Annotated in this window: 26 protein-coding genes; 16 read left to right on the forward strand and 10 right to left on the reverse strand. The window is 67.0% G+C overall.

Annotated elements, in window-relative coordinates:
• Both ACWGCN_RS19675 and ACWGCN_RS19680 read right to left on the reverse strand, forming a co-directional pair.
• The coding region (locus ACWGCN_RS19675) for an LGFP repeat-containing protein (RefSeq protein ID WP_452529067.1) at positions 1-305 on the reverse strand (305 nt) is incomplete at its 3' end.
• 211 nt (positions 306-516) lie between these two features.
• Entirely contained in the window at positions 517-1,377 is an 861-nt protein-coding gene (locus ACWGCN_RS19680) for a haloalkane dehalogenase (RefSeq protein WP_452529069.1), read from the reverse strand.
• A 126-nt stretch (positions 1,378-1,503) separates the two neighbouring features.
• On the opposite strand from ACWGCN_RS19680, the gene ACWGCN_RS19685 reads away from it, so the two are divergent.
• Positions 1,504-2,280, forward strand: coding sequence for an acyl-[acyl-carrier-protein] thioesterase (locus ACWGCN_RS19685; RefSeq protein ID WP_452459689.1), 777 nt, complete (start codon positions 1,504-1,506; stop codon positions 2,278-2,280).
• A 6-nt stretch (positions 2,281-2,286) separates the two neighbouring features.
• Here the strand turns inward: ACWGCN_RS19685 and ACWGCN_RS19690 are convergent, their stop codons facing one another.
• Entirely contained in the window at positions 2,287-2,469 is a 183-nt protein-coding gene (locus tag ACWGCN_RS19690; RefSeq protein WP_452459690.1) for a DUF6191 domain-containing protein, read from the reverse strand.
• Between the two features lie 355 nt (positions 2,470-2,824).
• Between ACWGCN_RS19690 and ACWGCN_RS19695 the strand changes: the two genes are divergently transcribed.
• A complete protein-coding gene (locus ACWGCN_RS19695; protein ID WP_387448075.1) occupies positions 2,825-3,244 on the forward strand; it encodes a 2-keto-3-deoxygluconate kinase in 420 nt (139 codons plus the stop codon).
• Positions 3,245-3,315: 71 nt separating this feature from the next.
• Here ACWGCN_RS19695 and trxA read toward each other — a convergent pair whose 3' ends face one another.
• On the reverse strand, positions 3,316-3,693 hold the full coding sequence (gene trxA / locus ACWGCN_RS19700; RefSeq protein WP_056824580.1) for a thioredoxin: 378 nt from the start codon (positions 3,691-3,693) through the stop codon (positions 3,316-3,318).
• Between the two features lie 49 nt (positions 3,694-3,742).
• Complete coding sequence (locus tag ACWGCN_RS19705; RefSeq protein ID WP_452459691.1) at positions 3,743-4,255, reverse strand: 2'-5' RNA ligase family protein; 513 nt, start codon at positions 4,253-4,255, stop codon at positions 3,743-3,745.
• Between the two features lie 81 nt (positions 4,256-4,336).
• Here ACWGCN_RS19705 and ACWGCN_RS19710 point away from each other — a divergent pair, with 81 nt between their 5' ends.
• From ACWGCN_RS19710 to ACWGCN_RS19725, 4 genes are all read left to right on the forward strand, one after another.
• Positions 4,337-5,416: an isocitrate/isopropylmalate dehydrogenase family protein gene (locus ACWGCN_RS19710; protein ID WP_378994064.1), complete on the forward strand. Its 1,080-nt coding sequence runs from the start codon at positions 4,337-4,339 to the stop codon at positions 5,414-5,416.
• A gap of 126 nt (positions 5,417-5,542) precedes the next feature.
• Positions 5,543-6,448 (forward strand): ABC transporter substrate-binding protein, encoded by a 906-nt coding sequence (locus tag ACWGCN_RS19715; protein ID WP_378637131.1) that lies wholly within the window; start codon positions 5,543-5,545, stop codon positions 6,446-6,448.
• A gap of 1 nt (position 6,449) precedes the next feature.
• Entirely contained in the window at positions 6,450-7,388 is a 939-nt protein-coding gene (locus ACWGCN_RS19720) for an amino acid ABC transporter permease (RefSeq protein ID WP_378994066.1), read from the forward strand.
• A gap of 26 nt (positions 7,389-7,414) precedes the next feature.
• Positions 7,415-8,167: an amino acid ABC transporter ATP-binding protein gene (locus ACWGCN_RS19725; protein WP_378994290.1), complete on the forward strand. Its 753-nt coding sequence runs from the start codon at positions 7,415-7,417 to the stop codon at positions 8,165-8,167.
• 45 nt (positions 8,168-8,212) lie between these two features.
• Here the strand turns inward: ACWGCN_RS19725 and ACWGCN_RS19730 are convergent, their stop codons facing one another.
• Positions 8,213-8,839 carry a MerR family transcriptional regulator gene (locus tag ACWGCN_RS19730; RefSeq protein ID WP_378994068.1) on the reverse strand — a complete coding sequence of 209 codons (627 nt, stop codon included), beginning with the start codon at positions 8,837-8,839 and terminating at the stop codon, positions 8,213-8,215.
• A gap of 117 nt (positions 8,840-8,956) precedes the next feature.
• Here ACWGCN_RS19730 and ACWGCN_RS19735 point away from each other — a divergent pair, with 117 nt between their 5' ends.
• Both ACWGCN_RS19735 and ACWGCN_RS19740 read left to right on the forward strand, forming a co-directional pair.
• Positions 8,957-9,904 carry a hypothetical protein gene (locus tag ACWGCN_RS19735; RefSeq protein WP_449970900.1) on the forward strand — a complete coding sequence of 316 codons (948 nt, stop codon included), beginning with the start codon at positions 8,957-8,959 and terminating at the stop codon, positions 9,902-9,904.
• On the forward strand, positions 9,901-10,353 hold the full coding sequence (locus ACWGCN_RS19740) for an ABA4-like family protein (protein ID WP_452459692.1): 453 nt from the start codon (positions 9,901-9,903) through the stop codon (positions 10,351-10,353). Before ACWGCN_RS19735 ends, ACWGCN_RS19740 begins: the two co-directional genes overlap by 4 nt.
• A gap of 192 nt (positions 10,354-10,545) precedes the next feature.
• Here ACWGCN_RS19740 and ACWGCN_RS19745 read toward each other — a convergent pair whose 3' ends face one another.
• Complete coding sequence (locus tag ACWGCN_RS19745; RefSeq protein WP_378994074.1) at positions 10,546-11,388, reverse strand: oxidoreductase; 843 nt, start codon at positions 11,386-11,388, stop codon at positions 10,546-10,548.
• Between the two features lie 90 nt (positions 11,389-11,478).
• Here ACWGCN_RS19745 and ACWGCN_RS19750 point away from each other — a divergent pair, with 90 nt between their 5' ends.
• A complete protein-coding gene (locus ACWGCN_RS19750) occupies positions 11,479-12,369 on the forward strand; it encodes a LysR substrate-binding domain-containing protein (RefSeq protein ID WP_452459693.1) in 891 nt (296 codons plus the stop codon).
• 7 nt (positions 12,370-12,376) lie between these two features.
• On the opposite strand, the gene ACWGCN_RS19755 is transcribed toward ACWGCN_RS19750, so the two are convergent.
• On the reverse strand, positions 12,377-13,924 hold the full coding sequence (locus ACWGCN_RS19755; protein ID WP_452459699.1) for an acyl-CoA carboxylase subunit beta: 1,548 nt from the start codon (positions 13,922-13,924) through the stop codon (positions 12,377-12,379).
• A gap of 132 nt (positions 13,925-14,056) precedes the next feature.
• Here ACWGCN_RS19755 and ACWGCN_RS19760 point away from each other — a divergent pair, with 132 nt between their 5' ends.
• On the forward strand, positions 14,057-14,728 hold the full coding sequence (locus tag ACWGCN_RS19760) for a pyridoxamine 5'-phosphate oxidase family protein (protein ID WP_452459694.1): 672 nt from the start codon (positions 14,057-14,059) through the stop codon (positions 14,726-14,728).
• Positions 14,729-14,738: 10 nt separating this feature from the next.
• Here the strand turns inward: ACWGCN_RS19760 and ACWGCN_RS19765 are convergent, their stop codons facing one another.
• Positions 14,739-15,665 (reverse strand): LysR family transcriptional regulator, encoded by a 927-nt coding sequence (locus tag ACWGCN_RS19765; protein WP_452459695.1) that lies wholly within the window; start codon positions 15,663-15,665, stop codon positions 14,739-14,741.
• A 71-nt stretch (positions 15,666-15,736) separates the two neighbouring features.
• Here ACWGCN_RS19765 and ACWGCN_RS19770 point away from each other — a divergent pair, with 71 nt between their 5' ends.
• The 5 genes from ACWGCN_RS19770 to ACWGCN_RS19790 all read left to right on the forward strand — a co-directional run bounded on the left by ACWGCN_RS19770 (position 15,737) and on the right by ACWGCN_RS19790 (position 22,376).
• Positions 15,737-17,080 carry an FAD-binding oxidoreductase gene (locus ACWGCN_RS19770; RefSeq protein ID WP_449970913.1) on the forward strand — a complete coding sequence of 448 codons (1,344 nt, stop codon included), beginning with the start codon at positions 15,737-15,739 and terminating at the stop codon, positions 17,078-17,080.
• A 66-nt stretch (positions 17,081-17,146) separates the two neighbouring features.
• Entirely contained in the window at positions 17,147-18,034 is an 888-nt protein-coding gene (locus tag ACWGCN_RS19775; RefSeq protein ID WP_387448091.1) for an SPFH domain-containing protein, read from the forward strand.
• A gap of 8 nt (positions 18,035-18,042) precedes the next feature.
• Complete coding sequence (locus ACWGCN_RS19780; RefSeq protein WP_378994086.1) at positions 18,043-18,207, forward strand: toxin-antitoxin system HicB family antitoxin; 165 nt, start codon at positions 18,043-18,045, stop codon at positions 18,205-18,207.
• A 99-nt stretch (positions 18,208-18,306) separates the two neighbouring features.
• On the forward strand, positions 18,307-18,723 hold the full coding sequence (locus ACWGCN_RS19785) for an effector-associated constant component EACC1 (protein WP_452459696.1): 417 nt from the start codon (positions 18,307-18,309) through the stop codon (positions 18,721-18,723).
• On the forward strand, positions 18,720-22,376 hold the full coding sequence (locus ACWGCN_RS19790) for a caspase, EACC1-associated type (protein ID WP_452459697.1): 3,657 nt from the start codon (positions 18,720-18,722) through the stop codon (positions 22,374-22,376). Before ACWGCN_RS19785 ends, ACWGCN_RS19790 begins: the two co-directional genes overlap by 4 nt.
• A 16-nt stretch (positions 22,377-22,392) precedes the next feature.
• On the opposite strand, the gene ACWGCN_RS19795 is transcribed toward ACWGCN_RS19790, so the two are convergent.
• Entirely contained in the window at positions 22,393-23,424 is a 1,032-nt protein-coding gene (locus tag ACWGCN_RS19795; RefSeq protein ID WP_378994094.1) for a helix-turn-helix transcriptional regulator, read from the reverse strand.
• 102 nt (positions 23,425-23,526) lie between these two features.
• Here ACWGCN_RS19795 and ACWGCN_RS19800 point away from each other — a divergent pair, with 102 nt between their 5' ends.
• Positions 23,527-23,820: a hypothetical protein gene (locus ACWGCN_RS19800; RefSeq protein ID WP_379314892.1), complete on the forward strand. Its 294-nt coding sequence runs from the start codon at positions 23,527-23,529 to the stop codon at positions 23,818-23,820.
• The last annotated feature ends 53 nt before the right edge of the window (positions 23,821-23,873 follow it).

Genomic DNA, 23,873 nt, shown 5'->3' on the forward strand with positions numbered 1-23,873 from the left:
GAGTAGCTGATCGAGCCGTTCTCGAAGTGGCTGATCTTGCCGCCTTCGATGTCCTGCTCGTCGGAGGTCGGGTAGCCGAACCGGCCGCCCGCGCCGCCTTCGGCTTCCCATGCCTGACGGATGGCGCCGTACACGGTCTTGGCCCCGGTCGGGAGCTTGAAGTAGATGACTCCGCCGGTGAATTCCTGGAACTTGCCACCGTTGGCGGCGTCCTGCTCTGCCGAGGTCGGCTCACCCAGCGGGCTGGACGCGCCACCGGCTTCGTTGTAGTGATCGCCGATAGCCCCAGTGACTTCGAATGCCATGTCGAACAATTCCTTTCACGCAGTAACAATTGGCCTAGCGGCCGCGACGCTACCGTGCGATCGGCCGTTCTCGGCGGCGACTCGCGGGAGATTCACAATCTGGTCACATTTTATTAGCCAGCGATTCGCTCACGGTCGATCGCGGAAACCGGCGCACCGCCCACTGCCGACGGAGTGCCCGCTGCCTCGCGAGGAAGCGGTCGGGGCGGCGTCAGCGAAAACGCTGGACGATAGCTTCGGCGATCTTGCCGGGCTCGTGTTCGGGGATGAAGTGTCTGGCGTCGGGCAGTTCGAGGACCCGGTGGTCGGTGAACGTGTCGCGCATTCGTGGCAGGAACGCGGCGGGACGGAACGCCATATCCTTCATGCCCCAGATCAGCAGCGTCGGTGTGGCGCCGAGCCGGGCGGGCACGTCGATCGCCAGCTGTTCGAGGAAGGGGCGAGCGGCCAGGATCTGCCCGGGCATCGCGGCGATCCCGCGCCGGGCTTCGGGTGAAGGTTGCACTTCGCGGTAGTGATCGGCCTCGGCCTCGCTGATCGTGTTCCGCAGCTCACCGAGCAGGAAACGCTCGACGAGAAGGTTGTCGCGCAGAATCCGCCGCTGCATCGGCGAGCTGCTCATGACCCGGCTGAACGCCTTCTGCGGCCAGGTGTCCGTCGGCCACAACAGGGTGTTGCCGAGCACCAGCCCGCGCACCCGATCGGACCGATCGGCGCCGACCGCGGCGCCGATCGGTCCGCCCCAGTCCTGGCCCATGACGACGAACTGGTCGAGCCCGAGATGGTCGACGAGCTCGCCGACCACGGCGGCATGTTCGGCGATCGTGTAGCCGTACCCGGGTGGTCGTTCGGACAGTCCGAAGCCCGGGTAGTCGACTGCTACGCACCGGAACCGGTCGCCCAGCTGACCGATGATCTTGCGGTAGAGAAAACTCCAGGTGGGGCTGCCGTGACAGAAAAGGATGGGGATCCCGGAGCCCTCGTCGATGTAGTGCACCCGGCCCGCCGACGATTCGAACCAGCGGGATTCGAAGGGGTACAGCGCCTTGTCCGGCGTGAAATCGATCAGCATCGCATCCATCCTGTCGTCCGGCGTCGAACCGACCCTACGGCCGAAAATCGTAGTGATTCAATGCCTTCGGCGGATCCGTACTGAGGCGCGTGTCACTGGCGACACCGGTGTGGCAGCATCGGCCCTATGACCGAGCCCGTCATCGCGACCCCGCTGCCCGACTGCCCCGATATCGAGCGGGCCTTCGCGATGTCGTGGCCGGTACGACTCGGCGACACCGATGGCGACGACCGGCTGCGGCTCGACGCGGTGGCGCGCTACCTGCAGGACATCGGGTTCGATCATCTCGACGCGGTGGAGGACGGCGACACCCATCAGGCGTGGATCGTGCGGCGCACGGTGATCGACGTGTACGAGCCGATCATGTTCGGCGACCGCGTCCAGCTCCGCCGCTGGGCCGACGCGCTCTCGAATCGTTGGTGCGACATGCGCATTCGGTTGCGCGGGGAGAAGGGCGGGCACATCGAGGCCGCGGCGTTCCTGATCCACATCGACCCCGTCGCCGGCCGTCCCGCGCGGATGAGCGACGCGTTCATGGCGCCGATGCTGGCCGGCACCACCGAACATCGCCTGCGCTGGAAAGCCGCGCTCACCGAACTCGACGTCGCGAAGGTGGAGGAGGTGCCGTTCCCGCTGCGCGTCACCGACGTCGACCGGCTCGGCCATGTCAACAACGCGGTGTACTGGGAGGCCATGGAGGAAGCGCTCGCCGCGCACCCGGACCGTCATCGGTTGCCGTACCGCGCGATCGTCGAACACGTCGGCCCGGTGATGATGGGCGACAAAGTGGTGTTGCGGACGAGTTCGCAACCCGAGCGCCTGCGGGTCCAGGTCGACGTCGACGGTTCGGCCCGCGCCCTCGCCTCGGTGGAACCCCTGACCGGTGCAGCGTCGCGGCGCTGACCGGATTCAGCGCTCGCGGGCGACGAGCCGCGCCGACCCGCCCGCCAGATCCACCCGATCCCGCGGCGGGGCACCCTCCGAAGGGTCCTCCCGGTGCATCAGCGTGCTCTGCCGCTGTTCGAACTCGAACGCCAACAGGATCAGCAAGCACGCGAGCCCGGGAATCGTCATCGCCATGAGCAGCCCCATGCCCGATACGGTACCCATCGCCGTCGCGGGGGCCGACGTTACCGATCCTGAGCTGCGGTGATGGTACTCACCGGTAGACACTCCGGGCAGTGAACCAGGTTGCGGTTTCGCGACGATCGCCCTATTCTCGACTGCGTGCCGAATCCCGCCCGCTGTGCCGCGCTGCTAGTCGCTGACCGCGACCTCGCGGTCGCTGCTGCGCAGACCGCGCAGGCAGCCTCACGGCGAATTCTTCTCGTAGTAACCCGCCGTAGCGGGGTCTGATTCGGACCAGCCCCTACGCTGCGGGCTGCTTTTCATCGTTCTGCTGGTCCCACCTGCCAACGAAGACATCTTCGGGAAGACCTCACCTGCAATGACGCTGACACTGGACCATGCCCTGTTCGCCGCTGCCCCCAAGGGCCTGCGCGCCGAGCTCACCGACCTCGACCCCGCCGCCTTCCTCGACCGGTACACCCGCGCCGACGGATCCATCGCCTTGCGCGAATGGTCTTGTTCCGGAACGGATTTCACCGCCACCCTGGAATTCGCCGACCACCTGCGCACCGTCATCGCCACCGGCAGCCCCGTTGCCGCGATGACCTCCGCGCTCTACGACGAGGGCTACCCCCTCGAGATCCTGCACTTCCATCAGCGCCCGACCGCCGACGGCACCGCCACCTTCATGCAGTGCGAGTTCAACGGCAGGCGCGGCTGGGCGGTGGCCACCGCCGCCGGCAGCGCGGAATCGACCGTGCGCGCCATGATCGCCGGCGTCAACCTGCTCGCGGGCTGACACCACCCGAACACGCACAAGGGCCCGTTCACTCGAAAGGTGAACGGGCCCTGTGTGTTCTCGGCGCCGGACTATTCGGCGGGAGAGGATTCCTGCTGCTCGGCGATCTGCTTGCGCACCTCGTCCATGTCCAGATCCTTGATCTGGGTCACCAGGTCCTCGAGCGCGGCGGGCGGCAGCGCGCCCGGCTGCGCGAAGACGAGTACGCCCTCGCGGAAGGCCATGATGGTCGGAATCGACTGGATGTTGGCGGCCGCGGCGAGTCCCTGCTCGGCCTCGGTGTCGACCTTGCCGTAGACGACGTCGGTGTGCTTTTCCGACGAGGTCTCGTAGGTCGGTGCGAAACTGCGGCACGGACCGCACCAGGAAGCCCAGAAATCGACGAGGACCACGTCGTTTCCGGTGATGACTTCGTCGAAGTTCTGCTGGGTCAGCGTCTGGGTGGCCATGACGTCCTCTCCTTGTCGGTGTCCTCGGCTGTAACGCCGGGGCGTCCTACTATCTTCCCCCGATTACGATTCGCTCCTGCCGCGCCTCCCCGTCCCAGCGGCGAATCCCCACGATCAGCGACCGGAAATCGGTGTCGGCCGCGACCGTCCGCACCGCGTCGCCGAGCCGTTCGGAGGGCACGCGCCGCGCCAGGGTCACGTGCGGTGTCCACGCGCCGGGAGCCATGGTCGCCGGTACGCCGGGGCAGGGTGAGACCACCTCGCTGACCCGGCGATGCAGGGCGAGCAGGTCCGCGGTGACGACGACCGCCCTGACCAGGATCGGCCGGCGCGCCCCGAAGACGAGCAGCCCGCCCAAACGGATCGGCAGCGGCTCGAACGCGAGCCGCTCGAGCGCGTGGTCGATGCGCGGCCAGATCTCGCGCGCCACCGCGACGGTGATGTGCGGCCGAGCGGTCCCGGGGTGGCGATTGCCCAGGCCTGCTTCGGCAAGAACCGCCCATTGCCTGCGGATCTCTGTCTCGCCGCCCTCGTCGAGGAGCAACTCCACCGACTGCACCATGATCTGCAGAAACTAGTCGCTGCGGCGTGTCCGCACCGCCCACTCGCTCGATCCGGTCCGGACACGCGCGAGGATGGGGGAGTGAACGGTGTGAAGGCGAACCTGCGACTCGGTGTGATCGACGGCGACGGAATCGGCCCCGAGGTGGTGGCCGCGACCCGGGCGGTCGTCGACGAAGCGATCGGCGCGGCCGGGCTCGCGCCGGTGGAGTGGGTGCCGCTGCTGATCGGGCACGAGGCGATCGCCGCCTACGGCCACCCGCTGCCGGAACAGACCCTGACCGCTCTCGAGGATCTCGACGCCTGGATTCTCGGTCCGCACGACAACGCCTCCTACCCGTCGGACATGCGCGTGGCACCGGGCGGCATCATCCGCAAACGGCTCGAGCTCTACGCGAACATCCGCCCTGCCGCCGCCTTCGCCGGCGTGCGCGCGATGGCGCCCGACATCGATCTGGTGATCGTCCGGGAGAACAGCGAGGGCTTCTACGCGGACCGCAATATGTTCGCCGGGTCGGGGGAGTTCCGTCCCACCGAGGACGTGGCGATGGCGGTCGCGGTGATCACCCGCACGGCGTGCGAGCGGATCGCCCATCAGGCCCTGCGGCTCGCGCAGGGCAGGCGCAAGCGGGTCACCGTGGTGCACAAGGCCAATGTGCTGCCGATGACGACCGGCCTGTTCCGTGACGTCTGTTACGCAGTGGCCGAGCAGTATCCGGACGTGACGGTCGACGACGAACACGTCGACGCGATGGCGGCGCACCTGGTTCGCTCATCCGCCGAGTTCGACGTGATCGTCACCGAGAACCTGTTCGGTGACATCCTCTCGGATCTGGCCGGTGAACTCAGTGGCTCACTCGGCATGGCTGCCTCGCTCAACTGCTCCGACACGCGCGCGATGGCACAGGCTGTGCACGGCGCGGCGCCCGGTCTGGCGGGGCACAATCGGGCCAATCCCGCCGCGTTGCAATTGTCGGCGGCAATGCTGTTGCGCTGGTTGGCAGTTCGTGACGACAATAGTCCGCTCCATGATGCCGCCGACCGAATTACCCGTGCGGTGGCGGCGACGCTGGCCGCCGGAATCGCGACGGCGGATCTCGGCGGTCTGGCTTCCACCAGCGAATTCACCGAGCAGGTGCGGGCCCGCGTGCACCGGAGGTGAAGGGACCCCTTTCACATCGGCTGATTAATCTTCGGTTACTGTCGCACCACGCTGTGTCCGGTTCGCATACATTGCCAAACAGGCGCTGACACGTGGCCGGCGTCGACGTGAAATGTGGAGGCTCCTTTGTCTGTTCGAACTGTCCTCGGCCGTGGCGCCGTGCGGCTGCTGTGTACCGTCGCCGGCGGTGCGTTGTTGTTGACCGGCTGCGCCGAGAACACCGAGGGCGACGGCGCCTCGGTGAACAAGGTGTCGGCGGAGAAGGTCGACGCGCTCGCCGCGGCGGTCCCCGACAAGGTGAAGCAGGCAGGCAAGTTGGTCGTCGGCGTGAACGTGCCGTACCAGCCGAACGAGTACAAGGACGCGAGCGGCAAGATCGTCGGCTTCGATGTGGACCTCCTCGACGCCGTCGCGAGCACCCTCGGACTGAAGGTCGACTATGTCGAATCCTCGTTCGAGAAGATCATTCCCGCCATTCAGGCAGGGACCTACGACGTGGGTATGTCCTCGATCACCGATTCGCGCGAACGCGAACAGCAGGTCGATTTCACGACCTATTTCTCCGCGGGTATCCAGTGGGCCCAGCAAACCGGTAAAGCGATCGATCCGAACAATGCGTGCGGCAAGAAGGTCGCCGTACAGTCCACTACGGTCGAGCACACCGACGAGATTCCCGCCAAGAGCGCCAAGTGCGTCGCCGAAGGTAAGCCCGCCATCGAAATGAAGGCATTCGACGAGCAGAGCGCCGCGACCAACGCGTTGGTGCTCGGCCAGGTCGACGCGATGTCGGCCGATTCCCCGGTGACCGCGTACGCGATCAAGCAGAGCGAAGGCAAGATCGAGGCCGCGGGCCCGCTGTTCGATTCCGCGCCCTACGGCTGGGCCGTGCAGAAGACCTCCCCGCTGGCGGCGGCGCTGCAGAAGGCGCTGCAGCACCTGATCGACAACGGCAAGTACGGCGAGATCACCACCAACTGGGGTGTGCAGGACGGTCAGATCAAGACCTCGGTGATCAACGGTGCAGTGAGCTGACGTGACCGACGCGAAAGACACGGTGGAGGTGCCCGGACCGGGCACCGAACCCGAACCGATCAAGGCGGTCCCGCTGCGCAGGCCGGGCCGCTGGATCGCGGCGGCAATCATCCTGATCCTGGTGGGATTGTTCGTCTACGGCGCCGCCACGAATCCCGCCTACCGGTGGGATACCTACGGCAAGTACCTGTTCGACAGCCGGATCACCGCCGGCGCGATCGTCACCCTGGAGCTCACCGTGCTCGCGATGGCGATCGCGGTGGCCCTCGGCACGGTCCTCGCGGTGATGCGTCTGTCGCCGAACCCGGTGCTGCGCACCGCCGCGTGGATCTACCTGTGGATCTTCCGTGGCACCCCGGTGTTCGTGCAGTTGGTGTTCTGGGGCCTGGTTCCCTCGCTGTACAAGCAGATCGATCTCGGTGTGCCGTTCGGTCCGCAGTTCTTCCACTTCGATGTGCAGCACCTGCAGGCGGCGTTCCTGTTCGCGGTGATCGGCCTCGGTCTCAACGAGGCCGCGTACATGGCCGAGATCGTGCGCGCGGGTATCAACTCCGTCGGCGAGGGGCAGCGCGAGGCCTCGGTGGCGCTGGGCATGTCGTGGACGCAGACAATGCGCCGCACGGTGCTGCCGCAGGCCATGCGGGTGATCATCCCGCCCACCGGCAACGAGCTGATCGGCATGCTCAAGACGACCTCGCTGGTCACCGCGATTCCGTTGAGTACCGACCTGTTCGGCCGCGCCCGTGACATCTACGGCGTGAACTTCCAGCCGATCCCGCTGCTGCTCGTCTGTGCCACCTGGTACCTGGCGATCACCAGCGTGCTCATGGTCGGCCAGTACTACTTGGAACGCTATTACTCGCGGGGCGCCACCCGGCAGCTGACGGCCAAGCAGCTTCAGGAACTGGCCACAGCGCAGGCGGCGGTGAAGGCGAAATGACAGAACCAGTTGTGGCAGTCCCGCCGATGGTGCTGGCTGACCGGGTGTGTAAGAGCTTCGGCGCGCTGCAGGTGCTCAAGGGCATCTCGCTCGAGGTCCAGCGTGGGAAGGTACTGACCCTGGTCGGCCCGTCGGGCTCGGGCAAGTCGACGTTCCTGCGCTGTATCAATCACCTCGAGCAGGTGAACGCGGGCAGGCTCTACGTCGACGGCGATCTCGTCGGCTACCGGGAGAAGAACGGCAAGCTCTACGAGATGCACGAGCGCGATGCCGCGATCCAGCGTCGCGATATCGGCATGGTGTTCCAGCATTTCAACCTGTTCCCGCACCGCACGGCGCTGGAGAACGTGATCGAGGCGCCCATCCAGGTGCGCGGGATCCGTAAGTCCGAGGCCGTCGCCAGGGCCGAGGAGCTGCTCGAGCGGGTCGGGCTCTCGGCCAAGCGCAACGCCTACCCGGCGCAGCTGTCCGGTGGTCAGCAGCAGCGCGTCGCCATCGCGCGAGCGCTGGCGATGGATCCCAAGCTGATGCTGTTCGACGAGCCGACCTCGGCGCTGGACCCCGAGCTGGTCGGTGAGGTGCTCGCGGTGATGCGGGAGCTGGCCGATTCGGGCATGACGATGCTGGTGGTGACCCACGAGATGGGCTTCGCCCGCGAGGTCGCCGACGAACTGGTGTTCATGGATGCCGGTGTGGTCGTGGAATCGGGCCCGCCGCGTGAGCTGCTGGCCAACCCGCAACACGAGCGGACACAGGCTTTCCTGTCACGTCTGCTCTGAGAGACGACACAGCGGCCCCGCGGATTCTCGCGGGGCCGCTGTGCGTTACGGGGTTTCTGGGTTCTTCAGGCGTTCCAGGGAGACCTGGGCCTGGGCGATGCGGCGGATGGCGGCCAGTGCGGTGTCGCCCAGGACGGTCAGTACGACGACCGCGTCGATGATGTCGTCGCGCCCGCCCGCGGACAGGGCGGCCGCTACGTCGGTTTCCGCGACTGCCCGCGAGCTGTCGAAATAGGTGGGCAGGGTGGTGGTGGCCCAGTCCCGGTAGCCGAGTTGCGCGAGTCGGACGATCACTCCGGTGAGCGTGTCGACGGCCTGCGGGCTGGGTTTCATGTCCCAGCCGCGTCGGTCCATCTCCGCGCGCACGGCCTCGTAGGCGCGATCCCATTCGGCGTCATGGGCGGCGGGGACCGGGGTGGACAGGCTGTCCTGCGCCACGCCGAGCACATGAAACAGCGGCATGTCGGGGGAGTCGATCGCGGCGAGCACATCGGAGACGGTGGCGACCGGTATTCCGCCCACCTCGATCAACGCGCGGATCAGGCGGAGTCGGCGCAGGTGGTCTTCGCCGTAGCTGGCCTGGTTGGGGCTGGTGCGTTCACCCGGCGGCAGCAGTCCCTCGCGCAGGTAGTACTTGATGGTCGCCACCGCGATGCCACTGCGATCACTCAACTCCGAGATTCGCACTCTTACCTCCGTGTTGTTCCTACCCCTTGCCTACGTCACCCATAGCGGATAGTCTAGCTATCCATAACGGATAGTATAGCTATCTATCTCTGGGAGATTCGAATGTCAGTCCTGACCGTCCCCTCGCTGCCCCGCCCCAACGCCCCCCTGCACCGCCCGCTGATGTATTTCTCCGCCGTCAATGCCGCGCTCGTCGTGGTCGGCCTGATCGGGATGCTGGTCGACGACCGGGTGATCGCCGGGTCGGCGGCCTGGTTCAAGCCGACCAAGTTCGCCATCTCGTTCGTGTTCTACGGCGTGGCGCTGGCATGGTTGATGTCGTTGCGGCCCAACCCTTCTCGGCTCGCATCGCGAATGGCCACCGTGATCGTGGTCGCCGGGGTGATCGAACAGGCGATCATCTTCGGGCAGGTGATCCGCGGGACCCGCAGCCACTACAACATGACCACCGCCCTGGACGGCACCCTCTGGGTGATCATGGGGTCCACCATCGTCATCCTGTTCCTGGCAACCCTGGTGATCGGGATCGGCTTGATGCGCGCACGCCTCGGTGACGCCTCGATCACCTGGTCGATTCGTTGCGGCATCGCGATCACCTTGGTCGGGCTGGCGCTGGGAAATCTGATGCCCCAGCGGGAATCCGGCGTCGAGGGCATCGCGGGCGCACACACGGTCGGAGCTCCCGACGGCACGCCCGGCATGCCGCTCACGGGGTGGAGCACCACCGATGGTGACCTGCGCATTCCACACTTCTTCGGCATGCACGCGCTCCAGGCACTGCCGTTGCTCGCGGCACTGCTGGTGGTGCTGGCGCCACGGATCCCGTTGCTGCGGTCGGTGCGCGTTCGGCTCGGCCTGATCATCACCGCGTCTGCCGGGTACGCGGCGGTGCTCGCGCTGGTCACCTGGCAGGCGTTGCGGGGGCAGCCGCTCATCCACCCCGATCAGGCCACGCTGACTGCCGCGGCCGCGATCGTCACCGGAGTAGTTGTCGGAGCAATGATCTCGGTCGCGAGCGCGGCCGGTACCCGAAAGGTGGTTACTGCATGAGCACGCTGTTCGACCTGTCGTTCTGGGTCACGGTGCCGTTCTGGGCGCTGATGATCTTCGCCCCGACGTGGCGCTGGACCCGCACGATCATCTCCGCACCGTGGATTGTGCTGGTGCCCTTGGTGGTGTGGGCGATCGTCGCGATGCCGGTGCTGGGTGCGATGTGGTCGCTGGTGACATCGCCGTCCCTGGCCGCCATCACCGAGGCCGCCGCCGACCCCGCCGTGCTCACCGCGCTGTGGGCGCAGATCATCGCGTGGGACCTGTTCCTCGGCCGCTGGATCTACCTCGACAGTCGCGAGCGCAACGTCCACCCGTTGCTGATGGGCCCGCTGCTGGTCGGCACGATTCTGTTGTCGCCCATCGCCTTTCCGATCTACCTGCTGGTCCGTGCGGTCGCCCGACGCGATAGTTCGCCGGTGCCGCGGGCGAGCGCGGTCAGAGCGTAGTGCCGTCTGCCGGACTCCGAGGAGTCCGGCAGACGTGGTTCACGTGCGGCGGGTGAGCACTACCCGGCCGGCGAGGCGCTCCGGTTCGCCGGCCCGGGTGAAGTAGACCTCCATGACCGTCCGGTTCGGAGACTCCAGCTCGAGCAGCGCCGCCGCGGCATCGGTGCGTAACGGTGTGGTGCGCGTGTGCCCTCAGCTTTCGTCGAAAGTGGTCGCGCGGGAGACCTTTTCCCACGCGAGGACGTCATCGCGGACGGCATCGAGGTGGCCCAGGACCGCGTCGACAGAATCGCCGCCCAGGGGCAGCCGCAGCGGCGACTTCTCGGCGGACAGGGCGACGCGGATGGCGGCGGCGGCCTTGGCCGGGTCGCCGGGCTGGGTGCCGTCGCCGCCCTCGACCATGCGACGGGTGGCGCCCGCGGTGTCGGCGTAAACGTCGGACTCGGGACTGAACGCCGCGGCTCCGGGGCCGAACAGTCCCGTACGGAAGGCGCCGGGTTCGACGATCAGTACTTTGATGCCGAACGGCGCCACCTCTTCGGCGAGTGCCTCCGACAACCCTTCCAGCGCGAACTTCGTGGCGCTGTACGCGGAGAACCCTGCGAAGGACAGCTGCCCGCCGACACTGCTCATCTGCACGATCGCACCGCCGCGCTGGGCGCGCATGTGGGGCAGCACCGCACGGGTGAGGGCGGCGGGGCCGAACAGGTGCAGGTCGAACAGTCCGCGCAATTCGGCCTCGGTGGTTTCCTCGACCGCGCCGACATGGGTGCGACCGGCATTGTTGACCAGCACATCGATGCGGCCGTGGCGGGCGACGACATCGGCGACGACCTCGTCGATGCGAGCGGTATCGGTGACGTCGAGCGCGATCGTCTCGAGCTGATCGGGATGCGCGGCGACCAGATCGTCGAGGGCGGCGGTGCGGCGAGCGACGGCGATCACGATATCGCCCGCGTCGACGGCGTCCTGTGCGATGGCGCGGCCGAACCCGCTGCTCGCGCCGGTGACCAGCCAGATCTTCGGAATGCTCATCAGGTTCTCCTGTGTCCGTTGATGTTTCGTGAGCAATACTTCCGCCCGGACGAGATGGAAGTCCAAGATCCTTTGTGATAACCAGGAGTTATGGATGTCCACGGACGCGACCTGCGGTACTTCGTCGCGGTGGCCGACCGCCTGAGCTTCACCGCCGCCGCGGAGGTGCTGTACATCTCGCAGCCCGCGCTCAGCAAACAGATCCGCAGACTCGAAAGTCACCTCGGTGCGGCACTGTTCGTGCGTGATTCCCGCTCGGTCACCCTCACCCCGGTCGGCGCGGCGCTGCTGCCGCACGCGCTGCGCCTCCTCTCGACCTGGGAAACCGCCGAGGCCGCGGTGGAGTCGGCGAAAGCCACCGAGGAGGCCGCGCTGGCCATCGGCATCAGCACCAGTCCCGGTCGAGGCATCCTGCCGGCCGTGCGCTCCCGATTCAGCACCGCGTTTCCACACGCGAAACCGGTGCTGCGCCTGGTCGGTTGGGACGACCCGACCGCCGGCCTGGCCGACGGCGCCAGCGACGTGGCCTTCGTCTGGCTGCCGCTGCCCGACAGCGACCGCTATCGCTGGCTGGTGGTCGCGACCGAACCCCGGCTGGTGGCCCTTCCGCAGTCGCACCACCTCGCCGCGCGCGACCGGATCGAGTTCGCCGACCTGCTCGACGAGCCCTTCCTCGCGTTGCCCCGCTCGGCGGGCCCCCTGCGCGACTATTGGCTCGCCGTCGACGAACGCGCCGGGCGACCGGCGATCATCGGCGCCGAGGTGTCGAGCACCGAAGAGACCTACGAGGCACTCGTGAACCTCGACGGCATCGTCCTGCTCGCCACCGGCAACGCCGCGCTGGTCGCCCACGACGGCGTGGTGACCAGGCCGGTCACCGGCGTGAGTCCCTGCGAACTCGCCCTGGCCTGGCGACGTGACGACAACCGTCCACTCGTCGCCGGCTATGTAGAAGCGTGCGTGCTGGCCACCGCGCGGTGACGCGGATCTACAACGGCATCAGGCGGTGTTTGCGCGGTGCCTGCTCGATGTGTTTGTCGCCGAGCAGGCGCAGCGCTTTGCGGATTTCCAGCCGGGTAGTGGACGGTTCGATGACCGCGTCGATATAGCCGCGTTCGGCGGCGATCCACGGGGTGGCGACGGCGGCGTTGTAGAAGTCGACCATCTGCTGACGTACGGCCAGTCGGTCTGCCTCGGGGACGGCGGCCAGCTGTTTGCGCTGGGTCAGGCCCACGGCGGCTTCGGCGCCCATCACGGCGATCCGGGCCGTCGGCCACGCCAGGTTGATGTCGCCGCCGAGCTGCTTGCACCCCATCACCGCGTAGCCGCCGCCGTAGGCCTTGCGGACCACGACGGTGACGATCGGAACGGTGGCCTCGACGACCGCGTAGAAGAATCGTCCGCCGCGTTTGATGACGCCGATCTTCTCCTCCTCCACGCCCGGCAGCACGCCCGGGGTGTCGACGACGAACACCAGCGGAATGTCGAACGCGTCGCACAGGCGGATGAAGTGCGCGGCTTTGTCCGACCCGCGCGCGTCGATCGCGCCGCTGGCCACCAGCGGCTGATTGGCGACTACACCGACGCTGCGCCCGTCGACCCGGGCGAATCCGGTGATCAGATTGCGGGCGGCGCCGTCGCCGATCTCGTGGAACTCCCCGTCGTCGAATATCCGGAGCAGGATCTCGTACATGTCGTAGCCCCGGCGATCGGAATCCGGTATCAGCGAATCGAGTTCGCGGTCGGAGTCCGTGATCTCCGGCTCCAGACCGGGATTGATCAGGGGAGCACGCTCGTAGCAGTTCGACGGCATGAAGCTCAGATACGTTCGTGCCCACTCGAAAGCGGCCTTCTCGTCCGCCGCCACGTGATGGATGTTGCCGTTGTGCGCCTGGTTGAACGCGCCACCGAGCTCGTCGAGGGTCACTTCCTCGCCGGTGGTCTCGCGGATGATCTCGGGACCGGTCACGAACATGTACGCCGACTCGGTCGCGATCAGCACATCGGTGTTGATCGGCGAATACACCGCGCCCGCAGCACATTTGCCCAGCATCACCGACACCTGCGGCACCACCCCGGACAGCCGGGTCTGGCGCCTGCTCATCTCCGCGTACCAGGCCAGCGAGGTGACCGCGTCCTGTACCCGGGCGCCGCCGGAGTCGTTGATCGCCACGAACGGGCAGGCGATATCGGCCGCGAGATCCATCGCCATCGCGACCTTGCGTCCGAACATCTCACCCACCGATCCACCGAACACGGTCTGGTCGTGGGCGATCACCACCACCGGGCGCCCGTCGATCCTGCCGTGCCCGGTGACCACACCGTCGCCGTAGAGTCCGTCGGCCGCGCCTGGTTGCTTCACCAGCGCCCCGATTTCGGTGAAACTGCCCTGGTCGAGAAGTATTTCGATGCGTTCGCGTGGACCGGGGATTCCTTTCGCCGCACGCTTGGCTATCCCCGCATCCCCCGCGGGTTCCCGCGCCGCCCTCAGATTGTCCCGCAGCTCTTGCAGTTTCGCAGCAGTAGTCGACTCCACCACGCACGCCCTTCCTCGTCCTGGTCGAGCTCTCCTTCATCGGTTAGCCAAAGCGTAGCGCTGACGTCCGCGCCGATATCAGCGGCACGGCGGACCGATCATTGACGAATCACGCGTCGTACCGTGGGTGGGGTGAACAAGCCGACCCGATACGGAGCGATCGCTTTCTCCTCGGCCACCGAGCGTCGCCAGCGCAGCGGTGGTGGTTTCACCGTCCACGGCAGGCGGATGGCCGACGGCGCCGACATCGGCGAGCCCGAAGAACTGGAGCCCCACGTGGCGGGCCTGATCCGGCAGGCCGACTCGTTCTACCTCGCTACCGTCACCGGATCCGGCTGGCCCTACATCCAACATCGCGGCGGCCCACAAGGTTTCGTGCACGTACTCGACTCGTCGACGATCGCGTGGGCCGAGTACGCGGGTAACAACCAGTTCGTCACTGTGGGCAATCTCGACATCGACGATCGGGTGTCCCTGTTCTTCATCGATTACCCGACGCGTACCAGGGTCAAGATCTTCGGCCGGGTCGAGGTCGTCGAACGCGCCGACGATCCCGGCCTGCTCGACCGTCTCCTGACCACGTCGGCGGGCCCGATCGACGCACGCTCGGACCGGGCGTTCGTGGTGCGGGTCGAGGCGTTCGACCGGAACTGCACCAAGAACATCACCCCGCGCTACCGCACCGAGTGGATCCAGGACTACCTGCGCGCGGGCCGCGCTCCTCTCGAAGCCGAAATCGAGCGTCTACAACACCGCAACGCCGAGCTCGAGGCCGAAATCGCCCGCCTGAAGTCTTCCCCCTGACCGCCCGCGCCTACCGATCGACGGCGGAGGTGTGGCCGCCGAAGGCGATACGCAGTTGCCCGAGCAGCACCTTCGCCGCCGGGCCGGGCGGGGGATCGGTGCGCCAGGCCAGGGCCAGCCGGCCGTGGATGGTGGGGTCGACGATGTCGAGGGATCGGACGCCGAAGGCGTCAGCTTCGGCGGTGGTGAGGGCTGGGACGATGGCGGTTCCCAGCCCGCGTGCGGCAAGGTCGAGGAGCAGCGGGGGAGCGGCGGCTTCGAAGGCGATGTCCGGGGTGAAACCGGCTGCGGCGCAGGAGCGTTCGAATACCCCGCGAAGGCCGGTGCCCCGGGTGAGACAGATGAGGCGGCGATCGGCGAGGGCTCCCAAGGTGATGGAGCCCGCCGATTCGGCGGGGTCGATGGGCGCATCGTGGGCGACGGCGGCGACGAGCGCGGTCTCCATGATCACCTCGAGTCCGATGCCGGAATCTATTGGTGCGCCGGTCAATCCGGTCAACGCGATGTCGAGTTCACCGTGTTCGACGGCGGCGAGCATCCTCTCCGCGGTGTCCTCGGTGAGGCTGATCCCGACCTGCGGATGATCGTGGTGGAAATCGGCGAGGACGCCCGCGACATCGAAGACCTCCGACGCTGCCCCGGAGATCATGCCGAGCCGGACCTGACCCCGCAGCAATCCGGTGAATTCCCCGACCGTGTCGCCGATCCGTTCGGCGGCGGCCAGGGCGGCGCGTGCGTGTGTGAGCACCGCGGCGCCGACGTCGGTCAGTGTCACCGTGCGCGCACCGCGGTCGAGCAGACGCTGCCCGAGTTCGCGTTCGAGTTGGCGGATCTGGGTGCTGAGGCCGGGCTGGGACAAGTGCAGCCGTTCGGCGGCCTTGGTGAACCCGCCCTCGTCGACGACCGTCACGAAGTAGCGCAGCTGACGCAGTTCCATAACTATTGATTATAGGTAATAGAAGATCTATCTCTTGTACTTATTCATCTTCGGCGAGCAGAGTCGAAGACATGACCGATATCGCAACGAAGTTCACTGGTCCTGTCTTCACTCCGGACGACCCCGGGTACGCCGAGGAGATCGCCGGCTTCCAAACCGCCTACACCCACCGTCCGGCGTTCGTGGTCGGCGCCCAGCACGGCCAGGACGTGCGCGCCGCCGTGGAATTCGCCGCACGGCGCGGGCTGTCGGTGGCCGTGCAGGCGACCGGACACGGTCTGTCGGTAGCCACCGACGGCGGGGTGCTCATCACGACCGGACGCATGGACGCCATCACCGTCGACCCGCAGGCTCGTACCGCTCACATCGGGGCCGGGGTGCGGGCGGGCGCGTTGGTCGAGGCGGCCGCGCGGTACGGGCTGGCGCCGTTGAACGGGTCGTCGCCGTCGGTGGGCGTCGTCGGGTATGTGCTCGGCGGCGGGCTCGGATTGCTGGCCCGTGAATTCGGTTATGCCGCAGATCATGTGCGCCGCGTCGAACTGGTGACCGCCGACGGCAGGATGCGCTCGCTCGGCCCGGACGACGAGTTGTTCGGGGCGGTACTGGGCTCCGGCGGGAACTTCGGCGTGGTGACCGGTCTCGAACTCGATCTCGTGCCCGTCGCCGAAATCTATGGTGGTCAGCTGGTTTTCGACGCGCCCCTGGTCGACGCGGCGCTGGAGGCATGGCGCACCTGGACCGAGACCGTACCGAGCGCGCTCACCTCCACGATCGCGCTGGTGACCTATCCCGACATCCCGCCCGTGCCGGAATCCTTGCGAGGCCGCCACGTCGCTTCGATCCGAATCGCCTTCGACGGGCCGGACGAGGAGGGGCAGCGGTGGGTCGCGCCGTTGCGGCGGATCGGACCTCGACTGCACGAGGACCTGCGCACGATGCCCTACGCCGAATCGCACACCATCCACAGTGACCCGCCTTTTCCGCACGCCTACGCCGCGACCAACGCGCTGCTCTCGGAGCTGACCCCGCAGGGTCTGTCCGCGCTGCGCGCGTTGACGGCCCCGGGAGGATCGGTCGACGCGGTCATCGACATCCGCCATCTCGGTGCGGCCCTGCGCCACGGTGGCCCGGCCTCGATCGATCATCGCGATGCGGAGTACATCGTGCGGGTGATCACCGGTCCCGGCGAGGGTGACTCCGCACCCGAAGGGCTCGCGAAGGTGCGAGAAGCATTGGCGCCGTGGACGATCGGGCACAGTCTCGCGTTCCTCTACGGTGCGGGCGGCGCGGCGGACGAGGCCCAGACCGCGGCAGGCTACTCCCCGGATACCTACCGCTGGCTGGCGGCGGCGAAAGCGAAGTACGACCCGCGAAACATGTTCCGCGCCAACCGCAATATCGCCCCCGGTTCCTAGCGCCGCTTGCTCGGCCTCTCGATATCTACTATCTTAGTGATATCACTCAGATATCGGGAGGATGTCATGGAGCTGCGGTCCGCATTCCGCGTCAATGGATTCGTCGTCGTGCTGGGGTGGCTGGTGTTCACCCTGTTGTTCGGGGCCGCCGCCGTTCTCGCGTTCATCGCCGCCACCCAGCACAACGGTGGTGCACTGGCCTGGATCGGCGCGGTGGCCGCCGTCGTCGTGATCCTGGTCGTCTGGTTGCTCGCCACCGGGCTGATCATCGTCAACCCCAACGAGGCCAAGGTCGTCACGTTCTTCGGTCGCTACATCGGCTCGGTGAGCGAGCCCGGGTTCTTTTCCGTGGTCCCGCTCACCGACCGCAAGTCCATCTCGCTGCGCGTGCGTAACTTCGAGACCCAGAAGCTCAAGGTCAACGACGCCGACGGTAACCCCGTCGAGATCGCGGCGGTGGTCGTCTACAAGGTGGTCGACAGCTTCAAGGCCGCCTTCGCCGTCGACGACTACGAGGAGTACGTCGAGACCCAGTCCGAGGCGGCGGTGCGCCACCTCGCCACCACCCACCCCTACGACGCCCACGACGACTCCCGCACCAGCCTTCGCGACGGGGCCGAAGTCGCCGAGGAACTCACCGTCGAATTGCGCGAACGCACCCTCACCGCCGGCATCGAGGTGATCGAGGCCCGTATCACCCACCTCGCCTACGCCCCCGAGATCGCCCAGGCCATGCTGGTCCGCCAACAGGCCGCCCAGGTCGTCGCCGCCCGTACCCAGATCGTCGAAGGCGCCGTCGGCATGGTCGCTCTCGCCCTCGACCGCCTCGCCGAACAGGGCACCGTCGAACTCGACGAGGAACGCAAGGCCAACATGGTCTCCAACCTGCTCGTCGTCCTGTGCGGCGACCGGGCCACCCAGCCGGTGGTCAACACCGGATCCCTCTACTCCTGAGCCGCCCGATGACCCAGCCGAAGAAGGACCCCAAAAAGATCCTGCTACGGCTCGACCCGGCCGTCCACGAGGCAATAGCCAAGTGGGCGGCCGACGACCTGCGCAGCATCAACTCCCAAATCGAATACGCCCTCCGCCTTGCCCTCGACCGAGCAGGCCGAAAGCCGCGTTGAGCAACCTCGCGTTAAGCCTTGTGACACAATCGAATCCAGCATTCAGAGGGAAATTCGAGGATCGTTTACAGCGGTGCTCGACTGAACTACGGGGGTTGGATGTCGAAAGAGCTCGTCTATGTCGAGGTATTGACCGGCTCGGGGAGTTTGCTGACAGAGCGGCTCACTCGCGATCTCGCCCGACATCTGGCAGGACACGAGGTCGAGGTTCGTTTCACCGAAGCGATTGAGCCGCTTGCGCAACACAAAGGTGCGGTTGGGGACGCGCTGGTGCTGGTTGTGGGCGTCGCCTCCTCAGCAGGAACAGCCACGGCGGTCACGACGATCGTCAAGGAATGGTGCCGACGAGACCGTCACCGGCGGGTCGAAATGCGGTTGCCGGACCGGGTGCTCGTGATCGACGGCAACCCGGACGATCAGCTCGCGATCATCGAGAAGTTCGTCGAAACGGCGGTGCCGGTCCACCAGGCCGCAGCTGATTCCGGCTCGGGCGAGGACCAGGCGGTGTCATCGTGAGTCGGCTGGCCCGTCGTCGCGCGTTGTTGATCGGTAACGAGAGCTACACCCACCCGGGCTTCGCGCCGTTGCCGTCGGTGCGCACCGACCTGACCATGGTGGAAGAGGTGCTGCGCGACCGCCGCGTTGGAGGCTTCTCCGATGTCGAGTCGTTGATCGACTTGACCACCGACCAGATGCGAACGGCAGTAGACGAATTCGTCGCCGACAGCAGAGAAGACGAGTTGATGGTCTTCTACTTCTCGGGACACGGGGCGCGAAGCGTTCGGTCCGACGGCGAATTCCATTTCATCGGCACCGACTCCGACCCGGATCGGTTGGGCGAGACCAGCATGCGCGCCGGATTCGTCAACCAGTTGCTCGAACAGTGTGTGGCACCGCAGAAGGTGGTGATCATCGACAGCTGCCGTAGTGGCGGGTTCTCGGTTGGCCTACGCACCTCCGATGCCGTCCCTAAGGGCGCGGTGGACGGTCACCCTGCCGCCCTGGCGAGCCGAGGTGTCTACGTGGTGTCGTCCTCGCGGGCCGGTGAGGCATCGTTCGTCGGTCGCGACGCGACACAGCCGTCGGTGTTCACCGGGGTGTTCGTCGAGGCGATGCGAACCGGTGCGGCGGCGGGTGGCAAGTCGGAGCTTTCGGTGGCGGCGCTGTTCGAATTTGTCAACGACCGACTTCGTCGTCAGGATGCCGGGCAGACGCCGGTGATCTCGGCATCGGGAGTGGACGGCCGCATCATTCTGGCGGCATCACCGTTGTCGCCCATCCAGCTCGACGTCGCGGCCAGCCCCAGATCGGGCGCTGAGATCGGCGCATCGCCGTCGAAGTCACTTACTCCGGACTGGAAGCGACTGCTGACCTATTACGAGACGTGTCTGCGTGCCGAGCAACTCGCCTGGTTGTCACTGGACGACCACGACACGTACGCCTGCATCCCGGGGCGCGAACGGCTGCTGGTGGGCGATCTCGACGACGATCACGCCATCGAGGTGCCGACGGAACTCGAAAAGTTCGTCGCTCAGGTCGCCGACGCGAACGAACAGCTCTGGACCGGGTATCCGGCGGTAGTCGTGCGGCCGGGTGGTCGTTCGGCGCGTGCGACCGCGACTCGCAAATTCGCTCCGCTGTTGATCCGGCGCCTCGAGCTCGGCGGGGCCGCCGACCGGCTCGTCCCGGTCGGGCCGCCCATCGTGAATCCGATTCTGCTGCAAGAATATCTGGAATCCGAGGCCGCGTCGGCGTTCAACGAGGGCTACGAACCCACCTGGCACGCGGGCGAATACACAGCGTTAGCCGCCGAGGTACGCCAGATTCTGCGCAACGAGCTCGGCGTCGTCACCGTCGATGAACCCGAGCCGGAATTTCTCGATGACTCGCTGACCGCCGCTACCGGCGCGGTCGGTGCGCGCAACGTCGCAGTGTTGTTCCGCATGTCGGCAGCCGATGGCGGTCCGAACAAGAAACTCCTCGCCGATCTCGCCGCGCTCGCGGAGCGGGTCTCGCAGATCCCGCGTACCGCGCTGGCCTGTCTCGGCCCCGCGGATGCCGTACCCGCCCCCGTACCGGTGTCGACTCGGCGATTGGTGACGCCGCTGCCGTGCAACGAGGCCCAGGCCGAGATCATCCGCTCGGCGATGGCTCGTCCGCTGACGGTTGCGACCGGCCCGCCGGGCACCGGCAAGAGTCAGCTGGTGGTCGACCTGGTGGCCACCGCGGTGTGCGCGGGCGAAACGGTACTTGTGGCATCCACCAACAACAAAGCGGTCGACGAAGTGTGGAGTCGTTGCGAGAAGCTGATTCCTGGCACGGTGATCCGAACGGGCAGTCAGGCCTATCAGGCGAACCAACAGGCGGGTCTCGACCACCTCGCCGGTCTCCGACCCGCCGTCCAGTCGATGTCGACACTGACGGTCATGGTCGATGCCGCCACCGCCGAGCTCGACCGTCAGCGCCGCGAGCTCGCCGACCTTGCGGGAGACGAGGTGACATTGCTCGACGTCGCGGACGTCCGGGAAGCGGTTGCCGCGAAACTCGGCCTGCGTATCGAACAGATTGCCCTGCTGTTCGAGCGCATCGATCCTGCCGCGCTCATCCGCAAAGCTGTCGCGGTACGGCGGTTCTCCCTGATCGCAGGTTGGAGGTGTCGACGACTGGTCCGTCGGCTCGGGCTGGCCGAAAGTCCGGAAACAGTTGAGCGTCAGTGCGAGCTGCTGAGCGAACTGGCCGCAGCCGAGCTCACCTGGCGCCGACTCCATGCTTCGGAGTCCGCCCGGCCCAGCGATGCCGAACTCTTCGCACGGTTCACCCACTCGACGGGCACACTGCAGACAGCCTCGACGGAACTGCTCGATGCCGTGGTGCGGTCCAACGCCGTGCGCGGGCGGCGACAGATTGACGCGCTGTTGCGGCACCAGTCCGGTCCCGATTGGCCGGCAAAACGTGCGGCGCTGGCCGGAGCTGCAGCATGGGCGGTGACGGCACAATCGGCGCGTGCCTTTCCGCTCGACGCCGCGTTGTTCGATCTGGTCGTGATCGACGAGGCGTCGCAGTGCTCCATCGCTGCGGTCCTGCCGTTGCTGTTCCGGGCGAAGCGGGCGTTGATCATCGGTGACCCGATGCAGCTGACACATATCACCACCCTGGACGGCAGAGGCGAGATCGCCGCGGCGGCGACCGCACAGATTTCAGCCGCGTGGCTCGAACGGCGGCGGATGTCGTATCTGCGACATTCCGCGTTCGAGGCGGCGGAACAGTCGTTCGGCGAGAGCCTGCTGTTGGACGAACACTTTCGGTGCCATCCCGACATCGCTGGGGTCGCCAACGACCTGTTCTACCGCGGTCAACTGACGGTGCTGACCGATGTGCGCAAGCAGAATGGCACCGACCAGGCGCCGGTCGTATGGCGCGATGTCGCCGGAATCGCGCAGCGCGGAGCTCAGAGTTCTTGGTACAACCGCGAAGAGATCGATGTTGTGCTCAGCCTGATCGCGCAACTCCAGCAGCCGGGACGATTGCCGTGTGGAACGACGATCGGTGTGGTCACGCCGTTCAAGGCGCAGTCCGACGAGATCAAACGCCGGCTCGACGGTTCCGATGGGGTCGTTGTCGGCACAGTGCACACCTTCCAAGGCGGTGAGTGCGACATCATCATCTTCTCCCTTGTGGCCTCGCCGGAAATGCCCCGCCGATCGATCGAATGGCTCGACCGGCAACCGAACCTGTGGAACGTGGCGATAACCCGCGCCCGTGCGCACCTGTTCGTCGTGGGTGACAGCCGCGTCTGGCAGTCGCGCCGCATCGGTAGCGCGCTCGCCGCTGCTGCCGAACCGGCGGCGGCGGTCGGCGAGGCTGACCCTGTGCTGAATCGACTGCACCGCTACATGATTCGCCGGGGGGCGACGGACCTCGCCTTCGGATCTCCGATGGCCGGCCACCACACCGACGCGATCGATCGGCGTCCGGACGGCTCGGTGTGGGGCGTGGTGGTCGATCGTGGTGCGGGCGCCAACGCGGCGGATCGGCATTTGCGACTGATGCTGCAACACACAGACCTGCGCAAGGTTCCGTCGCAGCGGTGGGATGCCGTCCGCGTGCCGATGTGGCGACTGCGGGAGTCGGCCGAGCACGATCCGCATGCCCACCAACGTCGGACTTGAGCTCTGCCCGACTGGCTCAGCCGACTCCGAGAACGCGGGTGAGGAGGCGTTGGCGGGTTCGGGTGTCGGATTTGGCGAGGACGGCTTTGACGTGGTCGTTGACGGTGTGTTCGGAGAGGAACAGTTCCGCGGCCAGTTCGTGGGAGTCCAGGCCGGTGGCCAGCAGCGTCAGGACCTGGGATTCGCGGGTGGAGAGGGCGTGGGCTCGGGCGAACAGGTCGAGGCGTTCGGTGGCGGTGCTCGGTTCCAGGGCCACGGCGATGTCGGGGCCGATGCGGTCGGCTTTGACGGTGAGCCAGCGGTTGCCACCCAGGTGGATGCGGGAGACGGCGGGGCCGAGCGGGACGGCGGCCTCGGTGGCGAGCAGGGCGGCGGCCGCGTTGTAGACCGAGGCGGGGACGGGGGGAATCGGTTCGTCCGGGGGGAGCAGGCGCAGGAGGGAATCCGCGGCGGCTGCCGTTTGGGAACGCACCCGCAGGGTGTCGTCGAGCAGGACGACCGCGGGGCCCAGTGAAGCGAGCTGGGCGTCGGATTCGACGAAGGTGGCGCCGACGGTACGGCGCAGGCCTGCGGTGACCGGTGCTGTCAGCGTGCTCAGCTCACCGAGTTCTGCTGTGGTGAACGGGGGTTCGCTGTAGCGGAGCAGTTCGAGGAAGCCCCAGCAGCCGTAGCGGTCGGCGAAGGTGACGGTGGCGGAGTCGGTGACGCCGAGATCGTGCTGGGCGGTGCGCCAGAGCAGGGAGCGTTCCGGGTCGCCGTCGGTGGCGCCCAGCAAAGAGTGGGCGCCGGTGCCGCGCACGGTGTCCCAGCGATTGAGCGCAGTGAGATACCGGGCGCGGATCAAGTCGGGCAACAGCGCGAGATCGAGGCCGGGGACGTCGGCGAGCGGCGCCGTCGCGACCGCGGTGACGGGATCGGTGAGCGCGAAGACATGGCCGGTGAACGGGATCCTCGCGCGGATCTCGACCAGGACGAGTTCACGCAATCGTTTGGCGGAGTGCCCGGCGCGGCACAGACGGCCGATCCGGTCTGCCAAGGTGCTCGGCACGCACCCAGTCTACGGCGGAAAACCCCCAGGATCAGGGATGTTCCGGTGCCCGGAACGGGCCGACCATTGAGCTACCCATCCAGCACGACCACGGAGGTCACCATGACCGTCACCCTGCACATCGACAACACCGTTCGCGACTACGACGACTGGAAGGCCGCGTTCGATCAGTTCGAGCGTTTCCGCGCCGACAACGGCGTTCGCGCCTACCGCGTCGGCCGCGTCGAGGGCACACCACCCCGCGTCCTCATCGACCTCGATTTCGACGATCGGGCGGCCGCCGAGGCGTTCCGCGCCGCGTTGGCGACCGTGCTCGCCACCCCGCGCAGCCGCGCGATGGTGATCAGTCACGAAGCCTGGCTCGTCGACGTGGTCGACGAGCGGATTTCGGCCTGATCGACGCGCCGGGCGCCCCACGGGGACAACCGAACTCGAATCCGCCGGTAAAT

Source organism: Nocardia sp. NPDC055050 (assembly GCF_053608345.1).

Excerpts from the sequence above, each read along its gene's own strand:
- ACWGCN_RS19680 (WP_452529069.1), bottom strand. The coding sequence starts at position 1,377 with ATGCTGATCGATTTCACGCCGGACAAGGCGCTGTACCCCTTCGAATCC.
- ACWGCN_RS19685 (WP_452459689.1), top strand. The coding sequence starts at position 1,504 with ATGACCGAGCCCGTCATCGCGACCCCGCTGCCCGACTGCCCCGATATC.
- ACWGCN_RS19690 (WP_452459690.1), bottom strand. The coding sequence starts at position 2,469 with ATGGGGCTGCTCATGGCGATGACGATTCCCGGGCTCGCGTGCTTGCTG.
- ACWGCN_RS19695 (WP_387448075.1), top strand. The coding sequence starts at position 2,825 with ATGACGCTGACACTGGACCATGCCCTGTTCGCCGCTGCCCCCAAGGGC.
- trxA (WP_056824580.1), bottom strand. The coding sequence starts at position 3,693 with ATGGCCACCCAGACGCTGACCCAGCAGAACTTCGACGAAGTCATCACC.
- ACWGCN_RS19705 (WP_452459691.1), bottom strand. The coding sequence starts at position 4,255 with ATGGTGCAGTCGGTGGAGTTGCTCCTCGACGAGGGCGGCGAGACAGAG.
- ACWGCN_RS19725 (WP_378994290.1), top strand. The coding sequence starts at position 7,415 with ATGGTGCTGGCTGACCGGGTGTGTAAGAGCTTCGGCGCGCTGCAGGTG.
- ACWGCN_RS19735 (WP_449970900.1), top strand. The coding sequence starts at position 8,957 with ATGTCAGTCCTGACCGTCCCCTCGCTGCCCCGCCCCAACGCCCCCCTG.
- ACWGCN_RS19740 (WP_452459692.1), top strand. The coding sequence starts at position 9,901 with ATGAGCACGCTGTTCGACCTGTCGTTCTGGGTCACGGTGCCGTTCTGG.
- ACWGCN_RS19745 (WP_378994074.1), bottom strand. The coding sequence starts at position 11,388 with ATGAGCATTCCGAAGATCTGGCTGGTCACCGGCGCGAGCAGCGGGTTC.
- ACWGCN_RS19750 (WP_452459693.1), top strand. The coding sequence starts at position 11,479 with ATGGATGTCCACGGACGCGACCTGCGGTACTTCGTCGCGGTGGCCGAC.
- ACWGCN_RS19765 (WP_452459695.1), bottom strand. The coding sequence starts at position 15,665 with ATGGAACTGCGTCAGCTGCGCTACTTCGTGACGGTCGTCGACGAGGGC.
- ACWGCN_RS19770 (WP_449970913.1), top strand. The coding sequence starts at position 15,737 with ATGACCGATATCGCAACGAAGTTCACTGGTCCTGTCTTCACTCCGGAC.
- ACWGCN_RS19775 (WP_387448091.1), top strand. The coding sequence starts at position 17,147 with ATGGAGCTGCGGTCCGCATTCCGCGTCAATGGATTCGTCGTCGTGCTG.
- ACWGCN_RS19780 (WP_378994086.1), top strand. The coding sequence starts at position 18,043 with ATGACCCAGCCGAAGAAGGACCCCAAAAAGATCCTGCTACGGCTCGAC.
- ACWGCN_RS19785 (WP_452459696.1), top strand. The coding sequence starts at position 18,307 with ATGTCGAAAGAGCTCGTCTATGTCGAGGTATTGACCGGCTCGGGGAGT.
- ACWGCN_RS19800 (WP_379314892.1), top strand. The coding sequence starts at position 23,527 with ATGACCGTCACCCTGCACATCGACAACACCGTTCGCGACTACGACGAC.